Source organism: Actinoallomurus sp. NPDC050550, from assembly GCF_040655075.1.
GTDB lineage: Bacteria > Actinomycetota > Actinomycetes > Streptosporangiales > Streptosporangiaceae > Actinoallomurus.
The window spans coordinates 24,354-42,550 of the sequence record NZ_JBFAJC010000004.1; the positions used below are offsets into that span (position 1 = coordinate 24,354).

Below are 18,197 nucleotides of genomic sequence, written 5' to 3' on the forward strand. Positions count from 1 at the left end.
GTACGTGACCCACGACGACCACGCCCTCGCACGGGACCTGGCCACCGAGGCGGGAGCGCTCCTGCTTCGCCTACGCGCCGAGTCCGGCTTCGCCGACATCAAGACCCTCCGCGACACCGGTGACCGGGAGTCGCACATCTACCTGACGGAGGCGCTCGCCCGGCAGCGCCCCGGTGACGCGATCCTCAGCGAGGAGGGCAAGGACGACCTCCACCGCCTCGACGCCGACCGCCTGTGGATCATCGATCCGCTCGACGGCACCCGTGAGTACGGCGAGGAGGGACGGGCCGACTGGGCCGTCCACGTCGCCCTCTGGGAGCGGGGGGCGGACGGGACCGGGCGGCTCACCGCCGGCGCCGTCGCACTGCCCGCCCAGGGACGGACCCTCTCCACCGCGGAGCCGACGCCATCGCGCCCGCTGAGCGATCCGTCACATATCCGGCTAACCGTCAGCCGCAGCCGCCCGCCGGCGTTCCTCGACCGGCTGCTCGAGGCACTCGACGCGGACGTGGAATTGGTCACCATCGGATCGGCCGGTGCGAAGGTCGCCGCGATGATCCTCGGCGACGTCGAAGCCTATGTACACGCGGGCGGCCAGTACGAATGGGACTCCGCCGCGCCGGTCGCGGTCGCCCGGGCCGCAGGCGCCCATACTTCCCGTATCGACGGATCATCGTTGATCTATAACAATAAGGACACCCTCCTCCCGGATATCCTGGTCTGCCACCCGGACCTGGCGCCGACGCTGCTCGCCGGTATCCGGGCGGTCTCGTAAGCGAACCCCGGGAGCGGCTCCACATGCAGCGCACAACCGCTGACACCCGTGACTACCGGACGTCCCAGCTGGGCGTCCTGGAGTCCGAATCGATCCACATCATCCGGGAGGTCGCGGCCGAGTTCGAACGGCCCGTCCTGCTCTTCTCCGGCGGCAAGGACAGCATCGTCATGCTGCGCCTCGCCGAGAAGGCATTCTGGCCGGCGCCGGTCCCCTTCCCGATCATGCACGTCGACACGGGACACAACTTCCCGGAGGTCATCGAGTACCGGGACCGCCGCGTCGCCGAGCTCGGCGTCCGCCTGGTGATCGCCTCCGTCCAGGAGTCCATCGACAAGGGGCGCGTCGTCGAGGAGACCGGCCGGCGGGCCAGCCGGAACCGTCTGCAGACCACCACGCTGCTCGACGCCATCGAAGAGCACCGCTTCGACGCGGCCTTCGGCGGCGCCCGCCGCGACGAGGAGAAGGCCCGCGCCAAGGAGCGCGTCGTCTCCTTCCGCGACGACTTCGGCCAGTGGGACCCCAAGAACCAGCGGCCCGAGCTGTGGAACCTTTACAACACCCGGATCCGCCAGGGCGAGCACGTCCGGGTGTTCCCGCTGTCGAACTGGACCGAGCTGGACATCTGGGACTACGTCCAGACAGAGGGCCTGGAGATCCCCTCCATCTATTTCGCGCACACTCGCACGGTCTTCGAACGCGACGGCATGCTGCTCGCCGACAGCCCGTACTCCAACCGGGGCGACGACGAGCCGCCCTACGAGGCGATGGTCCGCTACCGCACGGTCGGCGACATGAGCTGCACGGGCGCCGTCGAGTCGACGGCGGGCACCCTGGGCGAGGTCATGACCGAGATCGCGGCCACGCGGATCACCGAGCGCGGCCAGACCCGCGCCGACGACCGCACCAGCGAGGCCGCCATGGAGGACCGCAAGCGGGAGGGCTACTTCTAAATGAGCATGGACATTCTGCGGCTGGCCACCGCCGGCTCGGTCGACGACGGTAAGTCCACCCTCATCGGACGCCTGCTCTTCGACTCCAAGTCGATCTTCGAGGACCAGCTCGAGGCCGTCGAGCGCACCAGCCGGGACCGGGGCGAGGACTACACCAACCTCGCCCTGCTGACCGACGGCCTGCGCGCGGAGCGCGAGCAGGGCATCACGATCGACGTCGCCTACCGCTACTTCGCCACGCCCCGGCGGAAGTTCATCATCGCCGACACCCCCGGGCACATCCAGTACACCCGGAACATGGTGACGGGCGCCTCGACCGCCGACCTGGCGATCGTCCTGATCGACGCGCGCAAGGGCATCCTCGAACAGTCGCGCCGGCACGCGTTCCTGACCACACTGCTGCGGGTGCCGCACCTCGTGCTGGCGGTCAACAAGATGGACCTTGTCGACTACGACCAGGCGACGTTCGAGCGGATCAAGGACGAGTTCACGTCGTTCGCGGCCAAGCTGTCCGTCAGTGACCTGACGTTCATCCCGATCTCGGCTCTGCACGGCGACAACGTCGTGGAGCGGTCGGCGAACATGCAGTGGTACGACGGTCCGTCGCTGCTGCATCACCTGGAGAACGTCCACATCGCCTCCGACCGCAACCTCATCGACGTGCGGTTCCCCGTGCAGTACGTCATCCGCCCGCACAAGTCCACCGATCCGGAGCTGCACGACTACCGCGGCTACGCGGGCCAGGTCTCGGGCGGCGTGCTCAAGCCGGGCGACGAGGTCATGCACCTGCCGTCCGGGCTGACCACGCGGATCAAGCGCATCGACACCGCCGACGGGCCGGTCGACGAGGCGTTCCCGCCGATGTCGGTGACGCTCCTGCTGGAGGACGACATCGACATCTCCCGGGGCGACATGATCTGCCGGCCGCACAACCGGCCGCAGGTCACCCAGGACGTCGACGCGATGGTCTGCTGGATGTCCGACGAGCGACCGCTCGTGCCGCGCGGCAAGCTGATCATCAAGCACACCACCCGTACGGCCAAGGTGATGGTCAAGGATCTGCACTACCGGCTCGACGTCAACACGCTGCACCGCCACGAGGACGCCGAGCGGCTGGTGCTGAACGAGATCGGCCGGATCAGCCTGCGCGTCACCCAGCCGTTGTTCGCCGACGACTACGCCCGCAACCGCGCCACCGGCGGGTTCATCCTCATCGACGAGGCCACCAACGCCACGGTCGCCGCCGGCATGATCATGGAGAACCGCTAGGGGCCTGTCTCGAAGTCCCGCTGTCCTACGGACGGGGACTTCGAGACAGGGCCCAGCACGCAGCGGGCCCGGCTCCTCGGGGAGCCGGGCCCGTACGCTCTTGGGCGAGCCGACCGGGAATCCGCCGTCGGCGATCAGCTCGCCTCAGGCGTTGTGACCTGGCGGGAATCCGCCGGTCGCGATCGGTCCCCACTCCTCGATGTGGATGCGGATGAGCGACTTGTCCTGCCGCCGCATCGCCTCCCGGTACTCCTCCCAGTCGGGGTGCTCACCGGCGATGCAGCGGTAGTACTCGACGAGCCCCTCCAGTGCCTCGGGCATGTCCAGCACCTCGGCACGCCCGTCGACCTGGACGTACGGGCCGTCCCAGTCGTCGGACAGCACACAGATCGACACCCGCTCGTCCCGACGCAGGTTCCGCGCCTTGACCCGCTCGGGATAGGTGGAGATCACGATGCGTCCCTCGCCGTCGACGCCGCAGGTGACGGGGGACATCTGGGGACGGCCGCTCGACCGTACGGTCGCCAGCAGCCCGTGATGGCGCGGGCGCAGGAAGTCCAGCAGGGCGTCCCGGCCGACACGCTCGGCGGTCGCGATTCTCGGAGCCACAGAAATCGCCTTTCCAGGTGGAACGGTTACTGCGCGACAGATTAGATCTGTACCCTTTCCGGGTGCTGCCCTCCGTCGGAGTGGTGATCCCCACTCACAACCGTCCCGAGTTGCTGCGCCGCGCGGTGGAGTCGGTGCTCGCCCAGGAGTACGGCGGACCGGTTCGCGTCGTCGTCGTGTACGACCGGGCGACGCCCGACCGGAGCCTGGCGGGGGACCGGGTCGAGGTGCTCGCCAACGCCCGTACGCCCGGGCTCCCCGGCAGCCGCAACACCGGCGTCCTCGCGCTCGACACCGACCTCGTGGCCTCCTGCGACGACGATGACGTGTGGCTGCCCGGCAAGCTCGCGGCCCAGGTCGCCGCCCTTCAGGCCGAGCCCGACGCGGTGCTCTGCAGCTGCGGCATCCTGGTCGACTTCGACGGCCGGGAGATGCCCCGGCTCGCCGGCACCGATCACGTCCGCTTCGACGACCTCGTCGGCGACCGGGTGATGAGCGTGCACTCCTCGACGTACGTGGCGCGGCGCGAGGCGCTGATCGACATCGGCATGGTCGACGAGACGATCCCCGGCGGCCAGGGCGAGGACTGGGACCTCGCGTTGCGGGCCGCCCGGCGGCATCCGATCGTCAACGTCGACCGTCCCTACGTCCGCGTGCTGTTCGGCCAGACCTCGTATTACGCGCAGGCGTGGGAGACGAAGGTCGAGGCCCTGCGGTGGTTCCTCGACCGGTATCCCGAGATCGGCCGCTCCCCGGCCGCCGCCGGGCGCGTGTACGGGCAGATCGCGTTCGGCTGTGCCACTATCGGCCGGCGCCGGGAGGCGGTCCGCTGGGCCGGACGGGCGGTGCGCGCCAACTGGAAGGAGCGCCGGGTGCCGTTCGCGCTCGCCGTCGCCTCCGGCGTGGTCTCGGGCAAGCGCGTCCTGCTGACCCTGCACGCCCGCGGCCGGGGCATCTGACCGACCGCCGCACGGGATCGCCGCCCGCGTACCCGCACGGCCCCGAGACCGGGACCCGTCCGCTCCCTGTGGGGCGTGTCGCCGTACCCAGGTGTGTCGCGACCGCCGGCCGAGCCGGCGGCGCATCGTACGGCGCCTGCGCCCGCGTCACCCGGCAGGGGTACGGGCGATCAGGTCCAGGTGACCTTGGGGTGCGCCGCGGTCTCGTCCGCGCTGTTGTCGGCCGGCGCCTGGCGCGTCGAGTCGGCGGGCCGGGGGGCTTCGGCGCGGTGGCCGCCGTCGGTGCGCCGGGCGGTCTCCGCCGGCCGGGCCGTCTCGGCGGACCGCGACCGGGCGCCGGAGCGTCCCGCGGACCGGCCCGACGCTGCGGACAGGTCCTGGCCGGTCGGAAGCGCGGTCTCGTTGGTCCGGACGGAGTCCTCGGTGGACGCGGGCGGGAGCGGCTCGGGGCGGTGGCGCCGGCCCCTCCGCGGCGGGCCGTCCTCGTCGGACACGGCCACCATGTCCATGACCGTCGGCGGCTCCTCGATGGCCTGGTACTTGCTCGGCGCCGCCGGTGGAGCGGACGGCCGCTCGCGCAACGGCGGCGCGGTCCGCGCCGGCAGCGATGGCCGCGGCGGCGCGGTCGGCATCTTGTCGTCCTGGGCGGGGAGGACGACCGCGCCCATCACCGCGGCGCCCATCCGGTCGATGCGGCGCACGCCGTCGCGGACCTGGGCGTAGCGCGCGAGGGGGATCTCGACCACCATGAGCGCGGCGTCGGCGAGGTCCGCGAGCGCCTGGGCGTCGGCGCCCAGCTCGGTGGACGGGGCCTCGATGACCGTGAACCGGTACTTCTCACGCAGCGACCCGATCAGCTTGGACATCTGGTCCCGCTGCAGCAGCTCGGCGGCCAGTTCGCCGTTCGCGCCGATCGTGATGGCGCTGAGGGTCGGTGCGCCGTGGTTCTTGCGGATCACCTCGCGGGCCTCGGCCCAGCCGAGCAGCACCTCCGACAGCCCCGGGCCCTCCGGGAGACCGAGGAGCTCGCCGGCCACCGAGGAGTTCAGGTCCGCGCAGATCAGCAGCACATCGGAGCCGGTGCGCGCGAGCGCGGCGGCGAGGTTGGCGGCGACGATACTGCCGCCGCGGCCCGGGGCCGCCCCGGTGACCAGGAGCACGTGGTTGCCGTGGCCGAGCGTGGCGGTGAGGACGTGGGACAGCTCGTGGAAGCTCTGGCCGGTCCGGCTGCGCGCCGGCAGCAACCCGAGCCCCTCGCGGCCGCGCTTGGCCGGGACGTCGACGAGGACCGGCAGGTCGAGGATCCGCTCGATGTCCTGCGCCGTACGTACCCGCTTGTCCGTGCGGTCCAGCAGGATGGCCAGGACCACGCCCAGCAGCAGGCCGCCCACCAGGCCGCTGGGCAGGTACTTCATCAGAGTGGGGTCCGAGGGGGCTGACGGCAGCCGGGCGTCGGTGATGATCTGGCCCGGGCTGACGTTGGCAGCCTGCACGCGAAGGTCGGACGCCTTGTTGTTCAGGACCTGCATCTGGGCGACGACCAGGTTCTTCTGGACCTTGTCGGCCATCGTCCGAAGCTGCTTGGAAAGGGAGTTGATCTGCCGTTCCAGCGCGGACATCTGGCTCATGAGGATGTTGGTGGCGCTGTCGCGCCGGTCGTCCAGGTAGGCCTGCGCGAACGCGTGCGCGCGGCTGCGGGCGCCGTCCGCGGTCGCCGCCTCGACCGTGATGTACAGGACCGTGGAGTTGTTCGGGACGTTCACCGACACCGACGCGCTCAACTCGCCCGGGGTGGCCTTCGTGCCGAGACTCCTGGCCACCCGCTCGGCCACGGAGTAGGACCGCACGCGCTGCGCTTCGGTCTGCAGGTTGATGTCCTGCTGGCGACCGGACTGGCTGCCGCTGTCCAGCGTGGTGGGGGTGACGTTGACGACCGTGTAGGCGGAGTAGGTCTTGGGCATGACGACGACGAGCATCGCCGCCAGCGCGACGCCGAGCGCGGCGGCCGCGGCAACGACCCACCAGCGGCGTTTGAGCATTGCGAGATACTCAGCGAGCTCGCGTGAGCCCCCCGTGGCCGTGGCGTCCATCTGGCTGCGTGACCCCTTCGCCGAAGGTCTATGAGACCGCCATAAGATACCTTGCCGAACATCACGGAAACCTCTGCTCGTAAGTGCTCGTTCCGTGTCCGGAATGATTGTTCAGGTAATCGACGTCGGCGATCGTCGATCTGGGGCAATTCGCGGCGCGGTCTCGCTGATCGAAATCTGTTTTGTATAGGTACGTGGTGTAATCGCCTCGTTCCGAGGCGTGTCAGTTCTCGCGGTACTAAGAACGCCGGCGTACGTGGAAGACGATGAGTCCGAATCCGATGAGCGCCGCCACCCCACCGATGACCAACGCGATCATCGTGACGTTCTGCCCGCCGCCGGTGGTGTCGGCGCCCTGCCCGGCCGGAGTGGTGGGGCGCGCGGAATCGGCCGAACCGGGCAGCGGCACGCGCCAGATCGGCTGCCCCGCACCCTCGGAGTTGACCAGCAACGCGTGGCCGTCGGGCGTGAAGGTCACGCCCTCGCCCTGCTTCTGCCGCGGCAGCAAGATCTCCACCGGGTCCTCGGCCAGAGACTTCGCGAGGTCGCCGCCGTTGATCCACCAGACGTACGCGGTGTCGTCGTTGCGGATGACCACACGGTCGCCGGTGGGGGAGAAGGCGCCGCCCGACGCCCCGGTGATCGGGACGTTCGGGACGACGGCGCGCAGGAGGTTGACGCCCTGCGGGTTCAGGCTCGCCGGCGCGGCCCACAGCGCGGCGCGCTGCTGGGCGTTCTCGGTCTTGTTCACCACGAACACGTGGCCGGTGCCCGGCTGGACCAGCAGCGTCTCGGCGTTGCGCCCGGTGACGCCGTCGGCGTACCGCAGGCGGTAGGTCTCCAGGCCGGTCGCCGTGACCTGACCGGTCGAGTCCGGCGACGGCTCGGCGAACCTGTACACCTGGTAGTCGCGTCGGTCGGACTTGTGGTCCTTCTGCCGGCTGAGCAGCGCGTCCCCGATGTCGCCCATGAAGATGAACCGCTTGCCGTTGCGGAGCCGGACCGCGTTCATGTCCTCCCAGTCCTGGTTGGAACCGGTGGGCAGGTGGACCGTGAACTGCACCTTGCCCTTGGCGCCGAGCCCGAACACGTCCGTGGTGCGGCCCGAGTCCTCGTGGGAGTACAGGACGCGGCCGTTCTCGCTCGTCGCCAGCCCGCTCGCCTGGGTGATGCGCGGGTCGGTCACGGTCTCGACGACCTGGGCGTCGATGGGCCCCGGTGTCGCCCCGACCCGGGCGGTGGCGGCGGTCGGCCAGAAGGCGCAGAGCGCGGCCAGGACCGCAGAAGGCACGCGATAAAGGCGCATGGGCATGCTGATCCCCGGATCTCCCCACTAAGTCTCTGAGAAGGTAAGGCTCGGGGCTGCCCCCGGTAAACTCCTGCCGCCTGCGAGTCTAGGGAGCTGTCGGTGTCGAACGGATACGAAGGGGCGGTTCCGCTGATCACGCACGTCGCCGGGGCGTCTCCCGGCCGGCGGGTCTGATCCTCTCGTGGTCGCCTTCAGCACCCTGAGGCCGGTGTCCCGGCACGGCTCCGACACGCCCTCCTCGCCCGAGAACCCCTCGTGGGGGCAGGATCTGCCCACCTGGCCGCTCCTCGTCTTCTTCGCCGGCTACCCGGTGCTGTGGGTCCTGGGCCTCGGCGGCTTCGCCGCCAGCCTGGCCGCCCTGCCGATGCTCGGCATCCTCCTGCTGCGGCGCGGCATCCGCGTGCCCCCGAGCTTCGGGCTGTGGCTGCTCTTCCTCCTCTGGATGACGTTCTCGGCCACCCAGCTCGACACTGCCGGACGCATGATCGGATTCGTCTTCCGGTACATGAATTACGCGGCGGCCACACTCTTCTTCCTCTACGTCTACAACTCCGCGCGCCGCACGCTGCCGCTCACCCGGCTCGTCGGCCTCATGGTCCTGTTCTGGATCTGGGTCGTGGCCGGCGGCTACCTCGGCGTCGTGCTGCCGAACGGCTCGATCAGCACGCCCATGCAGAGCCTGCTGCCCGGGTCGATCGTGGGCAACGACTATGTGAGCCAGCTGGTCCACCCGAAGTTCGCCGAGGTCCAGCGGCCATGGGGAGCGCCGAAGGCGTACAACCGGCCGAGTGCCCCCTTCGCATACACCAACACCTGGGGCAGCCACTTCGCGCTGCTGGTGCCGTTCGCGATCCTCTACATGCGGACGGCGGCGGTCCAGTGGCGCCGCAACGCCGTCACGGTCCTGCTGATCGCCTCGCTGGTGCCCGCCTTCAGCACCCTGAACCGCGGCATGTTCCTCGCGGTCGGCGTCGGCGTCGTGTACGCGGCCGTCCGGTTCGGCTTCCGCGGCCAGGTGAAGTGGCTGGCGGCGGTGCTGGTCCTGCTGGGGATCGGCCTGGCGACGGCCTCCGCCCTCGGGGTGGGGCAGAGCGTCGGCAGCCGCACCCAGTACAGCTCGACGAACGCCGGGCGGACGACGATCTACCGGGAGGCGTTCGAGCGCACTCTGCAGTCGCCGTTCATCGGGTACGGCGCGCCGCGTCCCTCCCTCACCCTCAACATCTCGGTCGGCACGCAGGGCCAGGTCTGGAACATCATGTTCTCGTTCGGCTTCGTGGCGCTGATCCTGTTCTGCGCCTGGCTGTGGTCGCTGCCACTGCGCACGCGGGCCGCGCCGGGCGCGCTGATCTGGCTGCACGTCGTCACCGTCATGGCCGCATTCATGATCTTTTATTACGGGCTGGACGGCTCCCAGCTCGTGGTCATCTTCGTCGCCGCGGCGCTCGTGCTCCGGGAGAGGGCGGCCGGCCCGGATCCCGCACCCGGCCGGTCGCCCGCGACCGGCCTCGCCCGGTCCGGGCCCGCGCCGGGCCGGCCGGAGTCCCGTGACCTGTCCGGCTGGATCCGGTACACGCCGGGGCCGACCTGGAGCCAGGGCGAGGAGGAGGACGAGTGACCGCGCAGGTAGAGGGGCGGAGCCGGGGCAGGGCGGAGGACGAGTGACCGCGCAGGTAGAGGGGCGGAGCCGGGGCTGGGAGGACGACGAGTGACCGCGCAGGCCGAGGCGGCCGAGCACGCCGACGGTGCCCGGCGCTCGCACTTCCGCGAGTTCGCGCGCGGCGGGATCATCGGGCTGGTCGGCTCGGGTGTCGCGGCCCTCGGCGGCTTCCTCCTGACCGTCGTCGTCGCCCGGGCGCTCGGTCCCGCGCAGACCGGTGTGTTCTTCACGGTGGTCGCCCTCTTCATGATCCTCACTGAGGTCACCGAACTGGGCGCCGATACCGGCCTGGTGCGCAGCACCGCGCGGCTGCGCGCGCTCGGCCGGCCCGGCGACCTGCGCCGGGTGGTCGTCGCCGCGCTCGTGCCCGTCCTGGCCGTGGGTGCCGTCACCGGGCTGGCGGTTTTCGCGCTCGCGCCCTGGCTGGCCGGGCTCCTCGTCGACGCCGCGCACCACGACGACGCCGTGTTCCTGCTGCGGGTCTGCGGGCCCGTCCTGTCCGTGTCGGCCGCCCGCAACGTCGCACTGTCGGGCACCCGCGGCCTGGGCGACCTCACCGCGTTCACCGTTCAGGCGAACGTCATCACGCCGCTCAGCCGGCCGGTGCTGGTCATCGCCGTCGCCGCCCTCGGCTACGGCGCGGGCGCGGTCATGGTCGCCTGGTCCCTGCCGATCGGGCTGACCTTCGTGGCGGCGGTGGTGATCCTCTGGCGGCTGGTCCGGCGGGCCGAGGCGGAGCCGCCGGCCGCCTCGGCGGAGCCCGCTCCGCCGGGCCCCGAGGATCCCTCGGCCGTACGGGAGTTCTGGGCCTTCTCGGGCCTGCGCGGCGTCGCGGCCATGCTCGAGATCGTCGTCGTGTGGCTCGGCGTGCCGCTGGTCAGCGCGATGGTGTCCAGCCACGACGCCGGCATCTACGCCACCGCCGGCCGGTTCATCACCACGGGGACCCTCGTGCTGGCGGCCACGCGGCTCGCCGTGGCGCCGCAGATCGCCGGTCTGCTCGCCCGGGGGGAGACCCGGCAGGCCGAGGACCTCAACGCGGTCGCCACCGGCTGGGTCGTCGCCGCCTCCTGGCCGCTCTACCTCGCCCTGGCGGTCTTCGGGCCCTTCGTGCTCACGCTTTTCGGCCAGGACTTCCGCGGCGGCGCCGCGGCGATGGCGATCCTCGCCTGCGCGATGGCGCTGGTGCTCGCGACGGGCAACGTGCAGACCGTCCTGCTCATGGGCGGTAAGAGCTCGTGGAACCTCCTCGACAAGGCCGTCGTCGTGGTCGTGATGGTGGTGCTCCACCTGCTGCTGGTGCCGCCGTTCGGAATCGTCGGTGCCGCCGTCGCGTGGGGCCTGTCGATGCTCGTGGACAACGGGTTGGCCGTCGTGCAGGTGCGCTACCTCATGGGCCTGCGGCTCCGTACGAGGACGCTCGCCCCCGTCGGGGCCTGGGCGCTGGTCTGGTTCGGCGGCCTCGGCGTCGCACTGCGGGTGCTCTTCGGGACCGGCCTGCCCGTGTTCGCGGCGTACGTCGTCCTGGCCGGCTGCGGGTACGGGGCCGTGCTGTGGCGGCTGCGGCACGTGCTGCACGCCGATGTGATGGTCGGGGCCCTACGGTCGCGCGGACGCGGCGGACGGGCCGACGAGAACGAGGAGGGCTGACGTGCCGACGGGGTTCGTCGCGCGGGCCAAGGATCGCTCGCCACGCTGGATGAAGGACACGGCCAACGCGATGACGCGAGCGTACGCCGTGCGGACCGCCGACCAGCGCCACCTGCCGGACTTCCTCATCATCGGCACCAAGCGCGGCGGCACCACGTCACTGTGGAACTACCTCATCCAGCACCCGCTGGTCATGCCGATGTATCCGGCCTCGCGCGGGGTGAAGAGCCCCGGCTACTACTACGTCAACTACGGCAAGGGCGACGCCTGGTACCGCTCGCACTTCGCCACCGAGCGGGAGCTCGACCGGATCGAGGAACACCTGGGCACCCGCCCCATCACCGGGGAGGCCTGCCCGTACTACATGTACTACCCACCCGTCCCCGAGCGGGTGCACGCCCGCACTCCGGACGTGAAGATCATCGTGACGTTGCGCGACCCGGTGAAGCGCGCCTACTCGCACTACTGGGAGCGGGTCGGCGACGGCGTCGAGGACCTGAGCTTCGAGGAGGCCCTGGCCGCCGAGCCGGAGCGGCTGCGCGGCGAGCGCGAGAAGATGGCCGCCGACCCGATGTACTACAGCCGGGCGCACGACTTCTACACCTACCGTGACCGCGGGATCTACCGGCCGCAGCTGGAGAACTGGTTCTCGGTCTTTCCCCGCGAGCAGTTCCTCATCATGCCGGCGGAGGATCTCTACGGGAACGAGCAGGCGGCCGTCGACCGGGTGACCGAATTCCTCGGACTTCCTGCACATCCGCTGAAGATCGCCGAACGGCACAACCACCTGCCGGCGCCTCCCATGAATCCGGACACCAAGGAAGAGCTCACGGAGTTCTACCGCCCGCACAACCGGGCGCTCTATGATCTCCTCGGCGAGGAGTATTCCTGGCCCGCGTGACGCGGGCCGAGACGACGTACGTCCGCCGCTTCCGGTTTACCGGCCCGACAAAATTTCTTCGGCTAATTACCGGTAATAGCGGAATGGTTACACTCGTTGACAGCGCGTGCGTCTTGCACTAATTTTGCGACGTTCCTGCGCCAGCTCACTCTGTGCTGCAGAATTACTTATCCCCCGAGCCCCCCTGCTCGCCGCACATACACCGCGGGAGAGTCCATGGCATTTCGTCTGCCACCGCGCAAGGCGTCCCTGGCCGTCGGCGCGGCCGCGCTGGTAGCGGCCGCCGGCGTCGTATTCGTCCCCGAGTTCGCCAGCGCGGGCGCGCCGGACGGCAAGTCCTCCAGCGCCGCCGCGCTGTCCTGCTGGGCGATCAAGCAGGACTACCCGAAGAGCGCCACCGGCCTGTACTGGCTGAAGACACCTCGGATGACCAGCGCCCAGCAGTTCTACTGCGACATGACCACCGACGGCGGAGGCTGGGTCCTCGTCGGCCGTGGTCGGGAGAGCTGGAACTTCCACTACGCCGGGCAGAGCAGCGCGTCGAACGTGCGCAACACCCCCACCGGCACCGCCGCCTTCGCGCCCGCCGCCGTCCCCGGCGACACCATCAACGGGCTGTTCAACGGCGGCCCGATCGACGAGGTCCGGCTACACCGCGCGAAGAACACCACCGGCACCTCCTGGCAGGACCTCCTGCTGAAGTACAAGAACCTGGCGGACTGGTCCTGGACCTTCGACGGCGGGCTGCCGCTGGAGTCCGCCTTCTTCGACGGCACGGACTACAGCGGCGGATACACCGACGAGACCGGCAGTACCAGCTCGCTGCGCCCGTACAACTACCTGTCCACCGTCAAGGACACGAACAACGCGTGGAAGAAGGGCTTCGCGTACGGCAGCCTCGACGGCGGGTCGACCAGCGCGAGCAGCTACCTGTACCGGGCCTCTTCCAAGGGCCAGGCCATCCCCTTCACCCAGGTCTTCATCCGGCCGAAGATCACGGCCGCGACCGGCGGGCCGGCCCCGGCCACGCCGAAGCTGCTCAGCGGCAAGACCTCGTCCAGCTCCTGGGGCGTCACGGGCGTCGTCGGCGGCGGCACCGGTGAAGAGAACATCGAGGTGCACGCCCTCGGCGTCGTCGGCAGCACGCTCTACGTCGGCGGCAAGTTCCAGTACGTCCAGAAGGGCGCCAGCCCGGCCGCCGGCCAGAAGGTCGAACAGTCCTACCTCGCGGCCTTCGACACCAGCACCGGCGAGTGGAAGTCCGACTTCCGGCCCAAGCTCAACGGCATGGTCTGGGCGATCAAGGGGGCCGGCGACAAGCTGTTCGTCTCCGGCGACTTCACCAGCGTGAACGGCGTCGCCAACACCGGCGGCGTCGCCGCCCTCGACCTCAAGACCGGCGCCCCCGTGTCCACGTGGAAGGCCAGCCTGATCCGCGGCGGCGGCACCGCGCGTGGCCGCGCCATGGACATCCAGGACGGCTGGCTCTACATCGGTGGCACGTTCGACCACATCAAGGGCGGCACGACCATCGCCAAGTCGCCGTTCTGGGTCGGCGGCGCGGCACGCGTCAAGGTGACGGACGGCACCCCGGACACCACCTGGAACCCGTTCTTCGACGCGGGCGTGTACTCCCTCGACGCCAGCTCGAAGGGCGACCGCGTCTACTTCGGCGGCCGCATGAAGCACATGGGCAAGCAGAAGGACGTCGCGATCAACGACTTCGCGATCGTCAGCACGGCGGCGCCCGGCGGCCACATCTCCGGGCTCGGCGACACGAAGTGGATCCCCAGCATCTCCGACCCGACCAAGCCCTACCGCAACACGATCCTCGAGGTCGGGGACCGCGTCTGGATGGGCGGGTCAGAGCACGACCTGCAGGTCTACGACCGGGACTTCAACAACAAGATCGGCGGGAACCTCGCCCGCTCGGGCGGTGACTTCCAGTCGTCCGTCGAGATCAACGGGGTCCTGTACGCCGGGTCGCACGGCTTCGACTTCGACTACACCGACGGCTGGACGTACCCGGACCCGAAGGTCGGCGGCTACTCCAACGTGCACCGCCTCAACATGGTCGGTGCCTGGAACGCCCAGACCGGCAAGTACCTGCCCAACTGGAACCCCATCTTCGCGTCGCGGGCCGGAAACGGCGTCTGGGCGCTCGTGAAGGACAACAATGGGTGCATGTGGGCCGGAGGCGACCTGAAGAGCGGCTCCTGGACCGGCTCCGCCTACCAGTGGCTCGGCGGATTCGGCCGATTCTGCCCCTGACCCGACCATTCGGGCCGGGCTCGGTCGCTTCCGCGTCGTGATCAGGGAATCACCCGCCGGGTGATTCCCTGATCACGCTTAGGGGGACGGCCGGAACGGGAGGTCTTGGACGTATGAGTATCGCCAGAGGACGTGGGCGAGGCGTCGCGCTGTCGGCGGTGGCGCTGATCGGGGCGGGCGCCGTCCTGTCCGCCTGCGGCTCCGCGAGCGGCAACGACAAGGGCGGATCGAAGTCACACCGGGGAGCCCTCACCCTCGCGGAGGGCAGGGCCGGGGTCAACGGCGGATCCTGTGGAGCCGACGCCAAGCTGATGCCGAAGTGCGGGGCGTACTGGGGCATCTACTCGGTCCAGGGCGCGTCGCTCACCTCGGCCGTCACCGACATCGAGGGGAAGGCCGGCCGGCGTTTCGACATCGTCCTGCGCTTCCACGACTTCTCGAACAAGCCGGGACCGGGCGTCTTCCCTGACGACTCCGAACAAGAGCTCGGCCGCTCCCGGCTGCTGTTCTTCGCCTGGGAGAGCAAGCTCTACGGGAAGCAGCAGAGCTACAAGTGGCGCGACATCGCCGCGGGCACCTATGACCGGTCCGTCATCCAGCCCGTCGCCAAGCGGGTGAAGGCGTACGGGCGGAAGGTCTTCATGTCCTTCGACCCGGAGATGGACCGGCACATGACCAAGGGCGAGCTCAAGGGCAACGAGGCGGAGTACGTCGCCGCGGCCCGGCACGTCCACGAGGTCTTCGCCAAGGCCGGTGTCACGAACGTCGTCTGGGTCTGGGTCGTGACCGGGGCGCTCAGCGGGGACAACCCCCAGCGGATCCTCCACTCCTACCCGGGCGACGCGTACGCCGACTGGGTGGGCTGGGACCCGTACAACTTCTACAAGTGCCACGGCGGGCAGTGGCGGACGTTCGACGAGAAGATCGGGCAGACGTACCGGTTCTTCGAGAAGAACGGGCTCGGCAAGAAGCCGTTCATCCTGCCCGAGTACGGCACCCAGTTCGACCCGGCCGATCCGAAGCGTTCGCTTCAGTGGTACCGCGAGATCCCCGGCGTGCTGAAGCGGAAGTACCCCAACATCGCCGGCCTGGTCCGCTTCGACGCGGGACCCGGCTGCAACCTGAAGGTCGACAACGGCCCGGGCATGCTGAACTCCTACGCCGAGACCGGCCGCGACCCGTACCTCAACACGTCCGCTCAGTAGCGGCTCGGTGGCCCGCGGCTCACCGAGACCTCAGCTCGGCTAGCGGGATTCGGCGGGCCGGTAGCGCCGGTGACGCCGGCCCCGGGGTGCGGCGACGAGCTCGTCCACCAGACGGCCGAACCGCGCGACGGCGGGCGCGGTCTCGTCGGCCGCGTCGGACACGGCGTACGCCCCGGGTTCGGCGAGAGCGCGGTCCAGGTGGGCGTGCAGCTCCTCGGCGGTCTCGGCGAGGGCGACCTTGCCGAACGCCGCGACGTGCCGGGAGAACCGCACCTGGTGGTCGTCGACGACCTCGTCCAGCCGCGCGATCCGCGGCACCACGATCGGCAGGCTGCCCGCCTGCCGGCTCTCCGTGATCGAGCCGGGGCCGCCCTGGCAGACGACGACGGCCGCCTCCCGGAACAGCGCCTGCATGTCGGCGTGCGGCAGGAACGCGTGGCACTCCGCGCCCACCGGGGGATCGGCCGGGCCGTGCTGCACGACGCAGCGGGCGTGACCGTTCGCGGCGAGCCACTGCTCCATCCAGCCCATCAACCGGTCGAACCGGTGATGGTCGGTGCCCACCGTCACGAACACCAGCGGCTTGTCCGCCCCGTTCACAGCAACTGCCCCACGACGGTCCCCTTCGGATAGCGCGCCCGCTGCTCCTCCCACTGCAGGAGGAACAGGTCGGCGATCGGATAGCAGAGGCGGCCGGTGAGCGTACCCGAGTCGATGCGGTCGTACACCTCGAGGTAGACGGTGCGCCGGCGCAGGAGACGGCCCAGGACGAAGAACGGCACGGCGACGCCCGCCCCGGAGCTTACGATCACGTCGGGCTTGTAGCGCGGGAGCAACCGGACGGCGAGCCACAGGTTCCGCAGCAGGTTGGGGATGTTCCGGGTCGTCGGATGGTAGGCCCAGGTGACCTGCTCGTCGGCGAGGAGGGAACAGGCGTCGGCCTTCTCGAACGTCACCCACATCCGCTCATGCTCGGACCACCAGGGACTGAGGCGGTACAGCTGGGTCAGGTGTCCGCCGGTCGAGCACACCAGGAGGACTCTCACCGCTCCTCCAGGACCTCGAGCATGGCGGGGTGGAGAGCGGGGTTCCAGCCGCCGCCCAGCCGCTTGAGGTGGTACGTCCGCATGAACATCTCCAGCAGATAGAGCCGTGCGAGCAGCCGGCGATGGTCGGGAGGGACCGTGGCGAGCTCGTCGGCGGCGGCGGTCCGTACGGCGGCGACCGCCTCGGCCAGCGGCCGGCCGCGCAGCACCAACGCGACCTGGAACCTCCAGTGCAGGAGGTCGAAGCCGACCGGGGCCTCCTCGGCGCTGTGCTCCCAGTCGAAGACGTAGAGGTCCCCGGCGTGGCGGCCCATGTTCCACGGCACCCAGTCGCCGTGCCAGCGGGCGACGAGCAGGGGAGTGCCGCCGTGCTCGCGTTCGAGCTCGTCGCAGTGGGCGCCGATCAGCGCCGCGAGCCGTGGCTCCTCGGCGTCGGCCGCCAGCACGGCCGCCTCCGCCCGCAGCGCCCGCCAGAATCCCGCGTCGGCCAGCTTCGTCGTACGGGCCGCGAAGGGGCCTGGGAGGCCGGTCGGGGTTGGTTGGCTGGGAGGGACCGGGAGGTTGGTCGGGGTTGGTTGGTCGGGAGGGACCGGGAGGTCGGTCGGGGTTGGTTGGTCGGGAGGGACCGGGAGGTCGGTCGGGGTTGGTTGGTCGGGCGAGACACCGTCGTACGGCACGGGAGGCGGCCCGTCCTCCGCCCGGTAGCGGCGGATCCGGAGCGGCAGCGGCGCCGTGACGGTGAGGTCGTAGTCGCGCCAGGAACCGTGATGCAGCAGCCGCGGCACCCGGACGTGGCCGGGCGTCTCGGTGACGGCGGCGATGGCGGCCGCCTCGCGCCGCGTCATCTCCCGGGTGGCGGGGTTCCAGCCGACCTTGGCGTAGCCGACGGGCGCGCCGTCGGCGCCGAAGAGCTGAAGGGTCGGCTTCAGGTTGGGGTCGGGCGGCCGGACGCCCACGCCCAGCGCGAGCCGCGGCACGCCGAGCACCCGCTGGAGGTGCGCGCTCAGGAGGTAGTCGCCCAGCTCGTCGGAGGGAAGCTCCTCCGGCACGCACACGAGCAGCCGGTGCCGCAGCAGGAGCGGTCCGAGCCCCGTACGGAAGCCGGTGCCCAGGACGGTCCGCGGAACGCGGAGGCGGGCCCAGCGCAGACCGTTGTAGTGAGTGAGGCTCCCGGCCGCGACGGCGCGGCCATCGAGCGGCACGAGGAACCGCGGCCGCTCCGGAGAGGGGACCACGGCGTACCGCTCGACCACGCGGTGGCCGACCGGGACGTCACCCGACGTGACACGGACCGGCCACCCGGAGGACTCCGGCTCGGGCAGCCACAGCCGTTCGACAAGTGCGCGGAGCACAGCTTCCCCTGATGCGCTTGATCAACCCGGAAGTGCCCAGTGGCCTACTTCAACTTTCCCGGCACTTTACCGTAATCGTAGTTTCATCAGCGGCCTCATCACCGCAATTCCGGAACGGCAGTACCCTCGGTCACGGAACGGCGGCGGA

15 protein-coding genes are annotated in these 18,197 nt (G+C 70.3%); 9 read left to right on the top strand and 6 right to left on the bottom strand.

Annotation, left to right across the window (positions count from 1 at the left end):
- Positions 1-4 precede the first annotated feature (4 nt).
- The 3 genes from AB0I04_RS06560 to cysN are packed head-to-tail and all read left to right on the top strand — an operon-like array spanning position 5 to position 2,997.
- On the top strand, positions 5-775 hold the full coding sequence (locus AB0I04_RS06560; protein ID WP_360880095.1) for a 3'(2'),5'-bisphosphate nucleotidase CysQ: 771 nt from the start codon (positions 5-7) through the stop codon (positions 773-775).
- A 23-nt stretch (positions 776-798) separates the two neighbouring features.
- On the top strand, positions 799-1,728 hold the full coding sequence (gene cysD / locus AB0I04_RS06565; protein WP_360880098.1) for a sulfate adenylyltransferase subunit CysD: 930 nt from the start codon (positions 799-801) through the stop codon (positions 1,726-1,728).
- A complete protein-coding gene (cysN, locus tag AB0I04_RS06570; RefSeq protein ID WP_360880101.1) occupies positions 1,729-2,997 on the top strand; it encodes a sulfate adenylyltransferase subunit CysN in 1,269 nt (422 codons plus the stop codon). It abuts the gene before it with no gap.
- Between the two features lie 144 nt (positions 2,998-3,141).
- On the opposite strand, the gene AB0I04_RS06575 is transcribed toward cysN, so the two are convergent.
- The gene (locus tag AB0I04_RS06575) at positions 3,142-3,606 is read right to left on the bottom strand and encodes a PPOX class F420-dependent oxidoreductase (protein WP_360880104.1); all 465 of its coding nucleotides are present in this window, start codon (positions 3,604-3,606) and stop codon (positions 3,142-3,144) included.
- A 62-nt stretch (positions 3,607-3,668) separates the two neighbouring features.
- On the opposite strand from AB0I04_RS06575, the gene AB0I04_RS06580 reads away from it, so the two are divergent.
- Positions 3,669-4,565 carry a glycosyltransferase family A protein gene (locus AB0I04_RS06580; RefSeq protein WP_360880107.1) on the top strand — a complete coding sequence of 299 codons (897 nt, stop codon included), beginning with the start codon at positions 3,669-3,671 and terminating at the stop codon, positions 4,563-4,565.
- Between the two features lie 170 nt (positions 4,566-4,735).
- Here the strand turns inward: AB0I04_RS06580 and AB0I04_RS06585 are convergent, their stop codons facing one another.
- Both AB0I04_RS06585 and AB0I04_RS06590 read right to left on the bottom strand, forming a co-directional pair.
- Entirely contained in the window at positions 4,736-6,655 is a 1,920-nt protein-coding gene (locus AB0I04_RS06585) for a Wzz/FepE/Etk N-terminal domain-containing protein (RefSeq protein ID WP_360880110.1), read from the bottom strand.
- Between the two features lie 238 nt (positions 6,656-6,893).
- On the bottom strand, positions 6,894-7,967 hold the full coding sequence (locus tag AB0I04_RS06590; protein ID WP_360880113.1) for a hypothetical protein: 1,074 nt from the start codon (positions 7,965-7,967) through the stop codon (positions 6,894-6,896).
- A gap of 178 nt (positions 7,968-8,145) precedes the next feature.
- On the opposite strand from AB0I04_RS06590, the gene AB0I04_RS06595 reads away from it, so the two are divergent.
- From AB0I04_RS06595 to AB0I04_RS06615, 5 genes are all read left to right on the top strand, one after another.
- Entirely contained in the window at positions 8,146-9,582 is a 1,437-nt protein-coding gene (locus AB0I04_RS06595) for an O-antigen ligase family protein (protein ID WP_360880116.1), read from the top strand.
- A 90-nt stretch (positions 9,583-9,672) separates the two neighbouring features.
- Positions 9,673-11,274 (top strand): polysaccharide biosynthesis C-terminal domain-containing protein, encoded by a 1,602-nt coding sequence (locus tag AB0I04_RS06600; protein WP_360880119.1) that lies wholly within the window; start codon positions 9,673-9,675, stop codon positions 11,272-11,274.
- Position 11,275: 1 nt separating this feature from the next.
- Complete coding sequence (locus AB0I04_RS06605) at positions 11,276-12,175, top strand: sulfotransferase domain-containing protein (protein WP_360880122.1); 900 nt, start codon at positions 11,276-11,278, stop codon at positions 12,173-12,175.
- A gap of 216 nt (positions 12,176-12,391) precedes the next feature.
- Positions 12,392-14,446, top strand: coding sequence for a fibrinogen-like YCDxxxxGGGW domain-containing protein (locus tag AB0I04_RS06610; RefSeq protein WP_360880125.1), 2,055 nt, complete (start codon positions 12,392-12,394; stop codon positions 14,444-14,446).
- Positions 14,447-14,559: 113 nt separating this feature from the next.
- Complete coding sequence (locus AB0I04_RS06615; protein ID WP_360880128.1) at positions 14,560-15,651, top strand: hypothetical protein; 1,092 nt, start codon at positions 14,560-14,562, stop codon at positions 15,649-15,651.
- A 39-nt stretch (positions 15,652-15,690) separates the two neighbouring features.
- On the opposite strand, the gene AB0I04_RS06620 is transcribed toward AB0I04_RS06615, so the two are convergent.
- The 3 genes from AB0I04_RS06620 to AB0I04_RS06630 are packed head-to-tail and all read right to left on the bottom strand — an operon-like array spanning position 15,691 to position 18,049.
- Entirely contained in the window at positions 15,691-16,251 is a 561-nt protein-coding gene (locus AB0I04_RS06620) for a glycosyltransferase (protein ID WP_360880131.1), read from the bottom strand.
- Entirely contained in the window at positions 16,248-16,697 is a 450-nt protein-coding gene (pssD, locus tag AB0I04_RS06625) for a PssD/Cps14F family polysaccharide biosynthesis glycosyltransferase (protein ID WP_360880135.1), read from the bottom strand. Before pssD ends, AB0I04_RS06620 begins: the two co-directional genes overlap by 4 nt.
- Positions 16,694-18,049 (bottom strand): hypothetical protein, encoded by a 1,356-nt coding sequence (locus AB0I04_RS06630; RefSeq protein WP_360880138.1) that lies wholly within the window; start codon positions 18,047-18,049, stop codon positions 16,694-16,696. The genes pssD and AB0I04_RS06630 overlap by 4 nt, the downstream gene beginning before the upstream one ends.
- Positions 18,050-18,197: the final 148 nt, after the last annotated feature.

Coding starts and splice junctions, on each gene's coding strand:
- AB0I04_RS06590 (WP_360880113.1), bottom strand. CDS start 7,967: ATGCCCATGCGCCTTTATCGCGTGCCTTCTGCGGTCCTGGCCGCGCTC.
- AB0I04_RS06610 (WP_360880125.1), top strand. CDS start 12,392: ATGGCATTTCGTCTGCCACCGCGCAAGGCGTCCCTGGCCGTCGGCGCG.
- cysD (WP_360880098.1), top strand. CDS start 799: ATGCAGCGCACAACCGCTGACACCCGTGACTACCGGACGTCCCAGCTG.
- AB0I04_RS06615 (WP_360880128.1), top strand. CDS start 14,560: ATGAGTATCGCCAGAGGACGTGGGCGAGGCGTCGCGCTGTCGGCGGTG.
- AB0I04_RS06585 (WP_360880110.1), bottom strand. CDS start 6,655: ATGGACGCCACGGCCACGGGGGGCTCACGCGAGCTCGCTGAGTATCTC.
- cysN (WP_360880101.1), top strand. CDS start 1,729: ATGAGCATGGACATTCTGCGGCTGGCCACCGCCGGCTCGGTCGACGAC.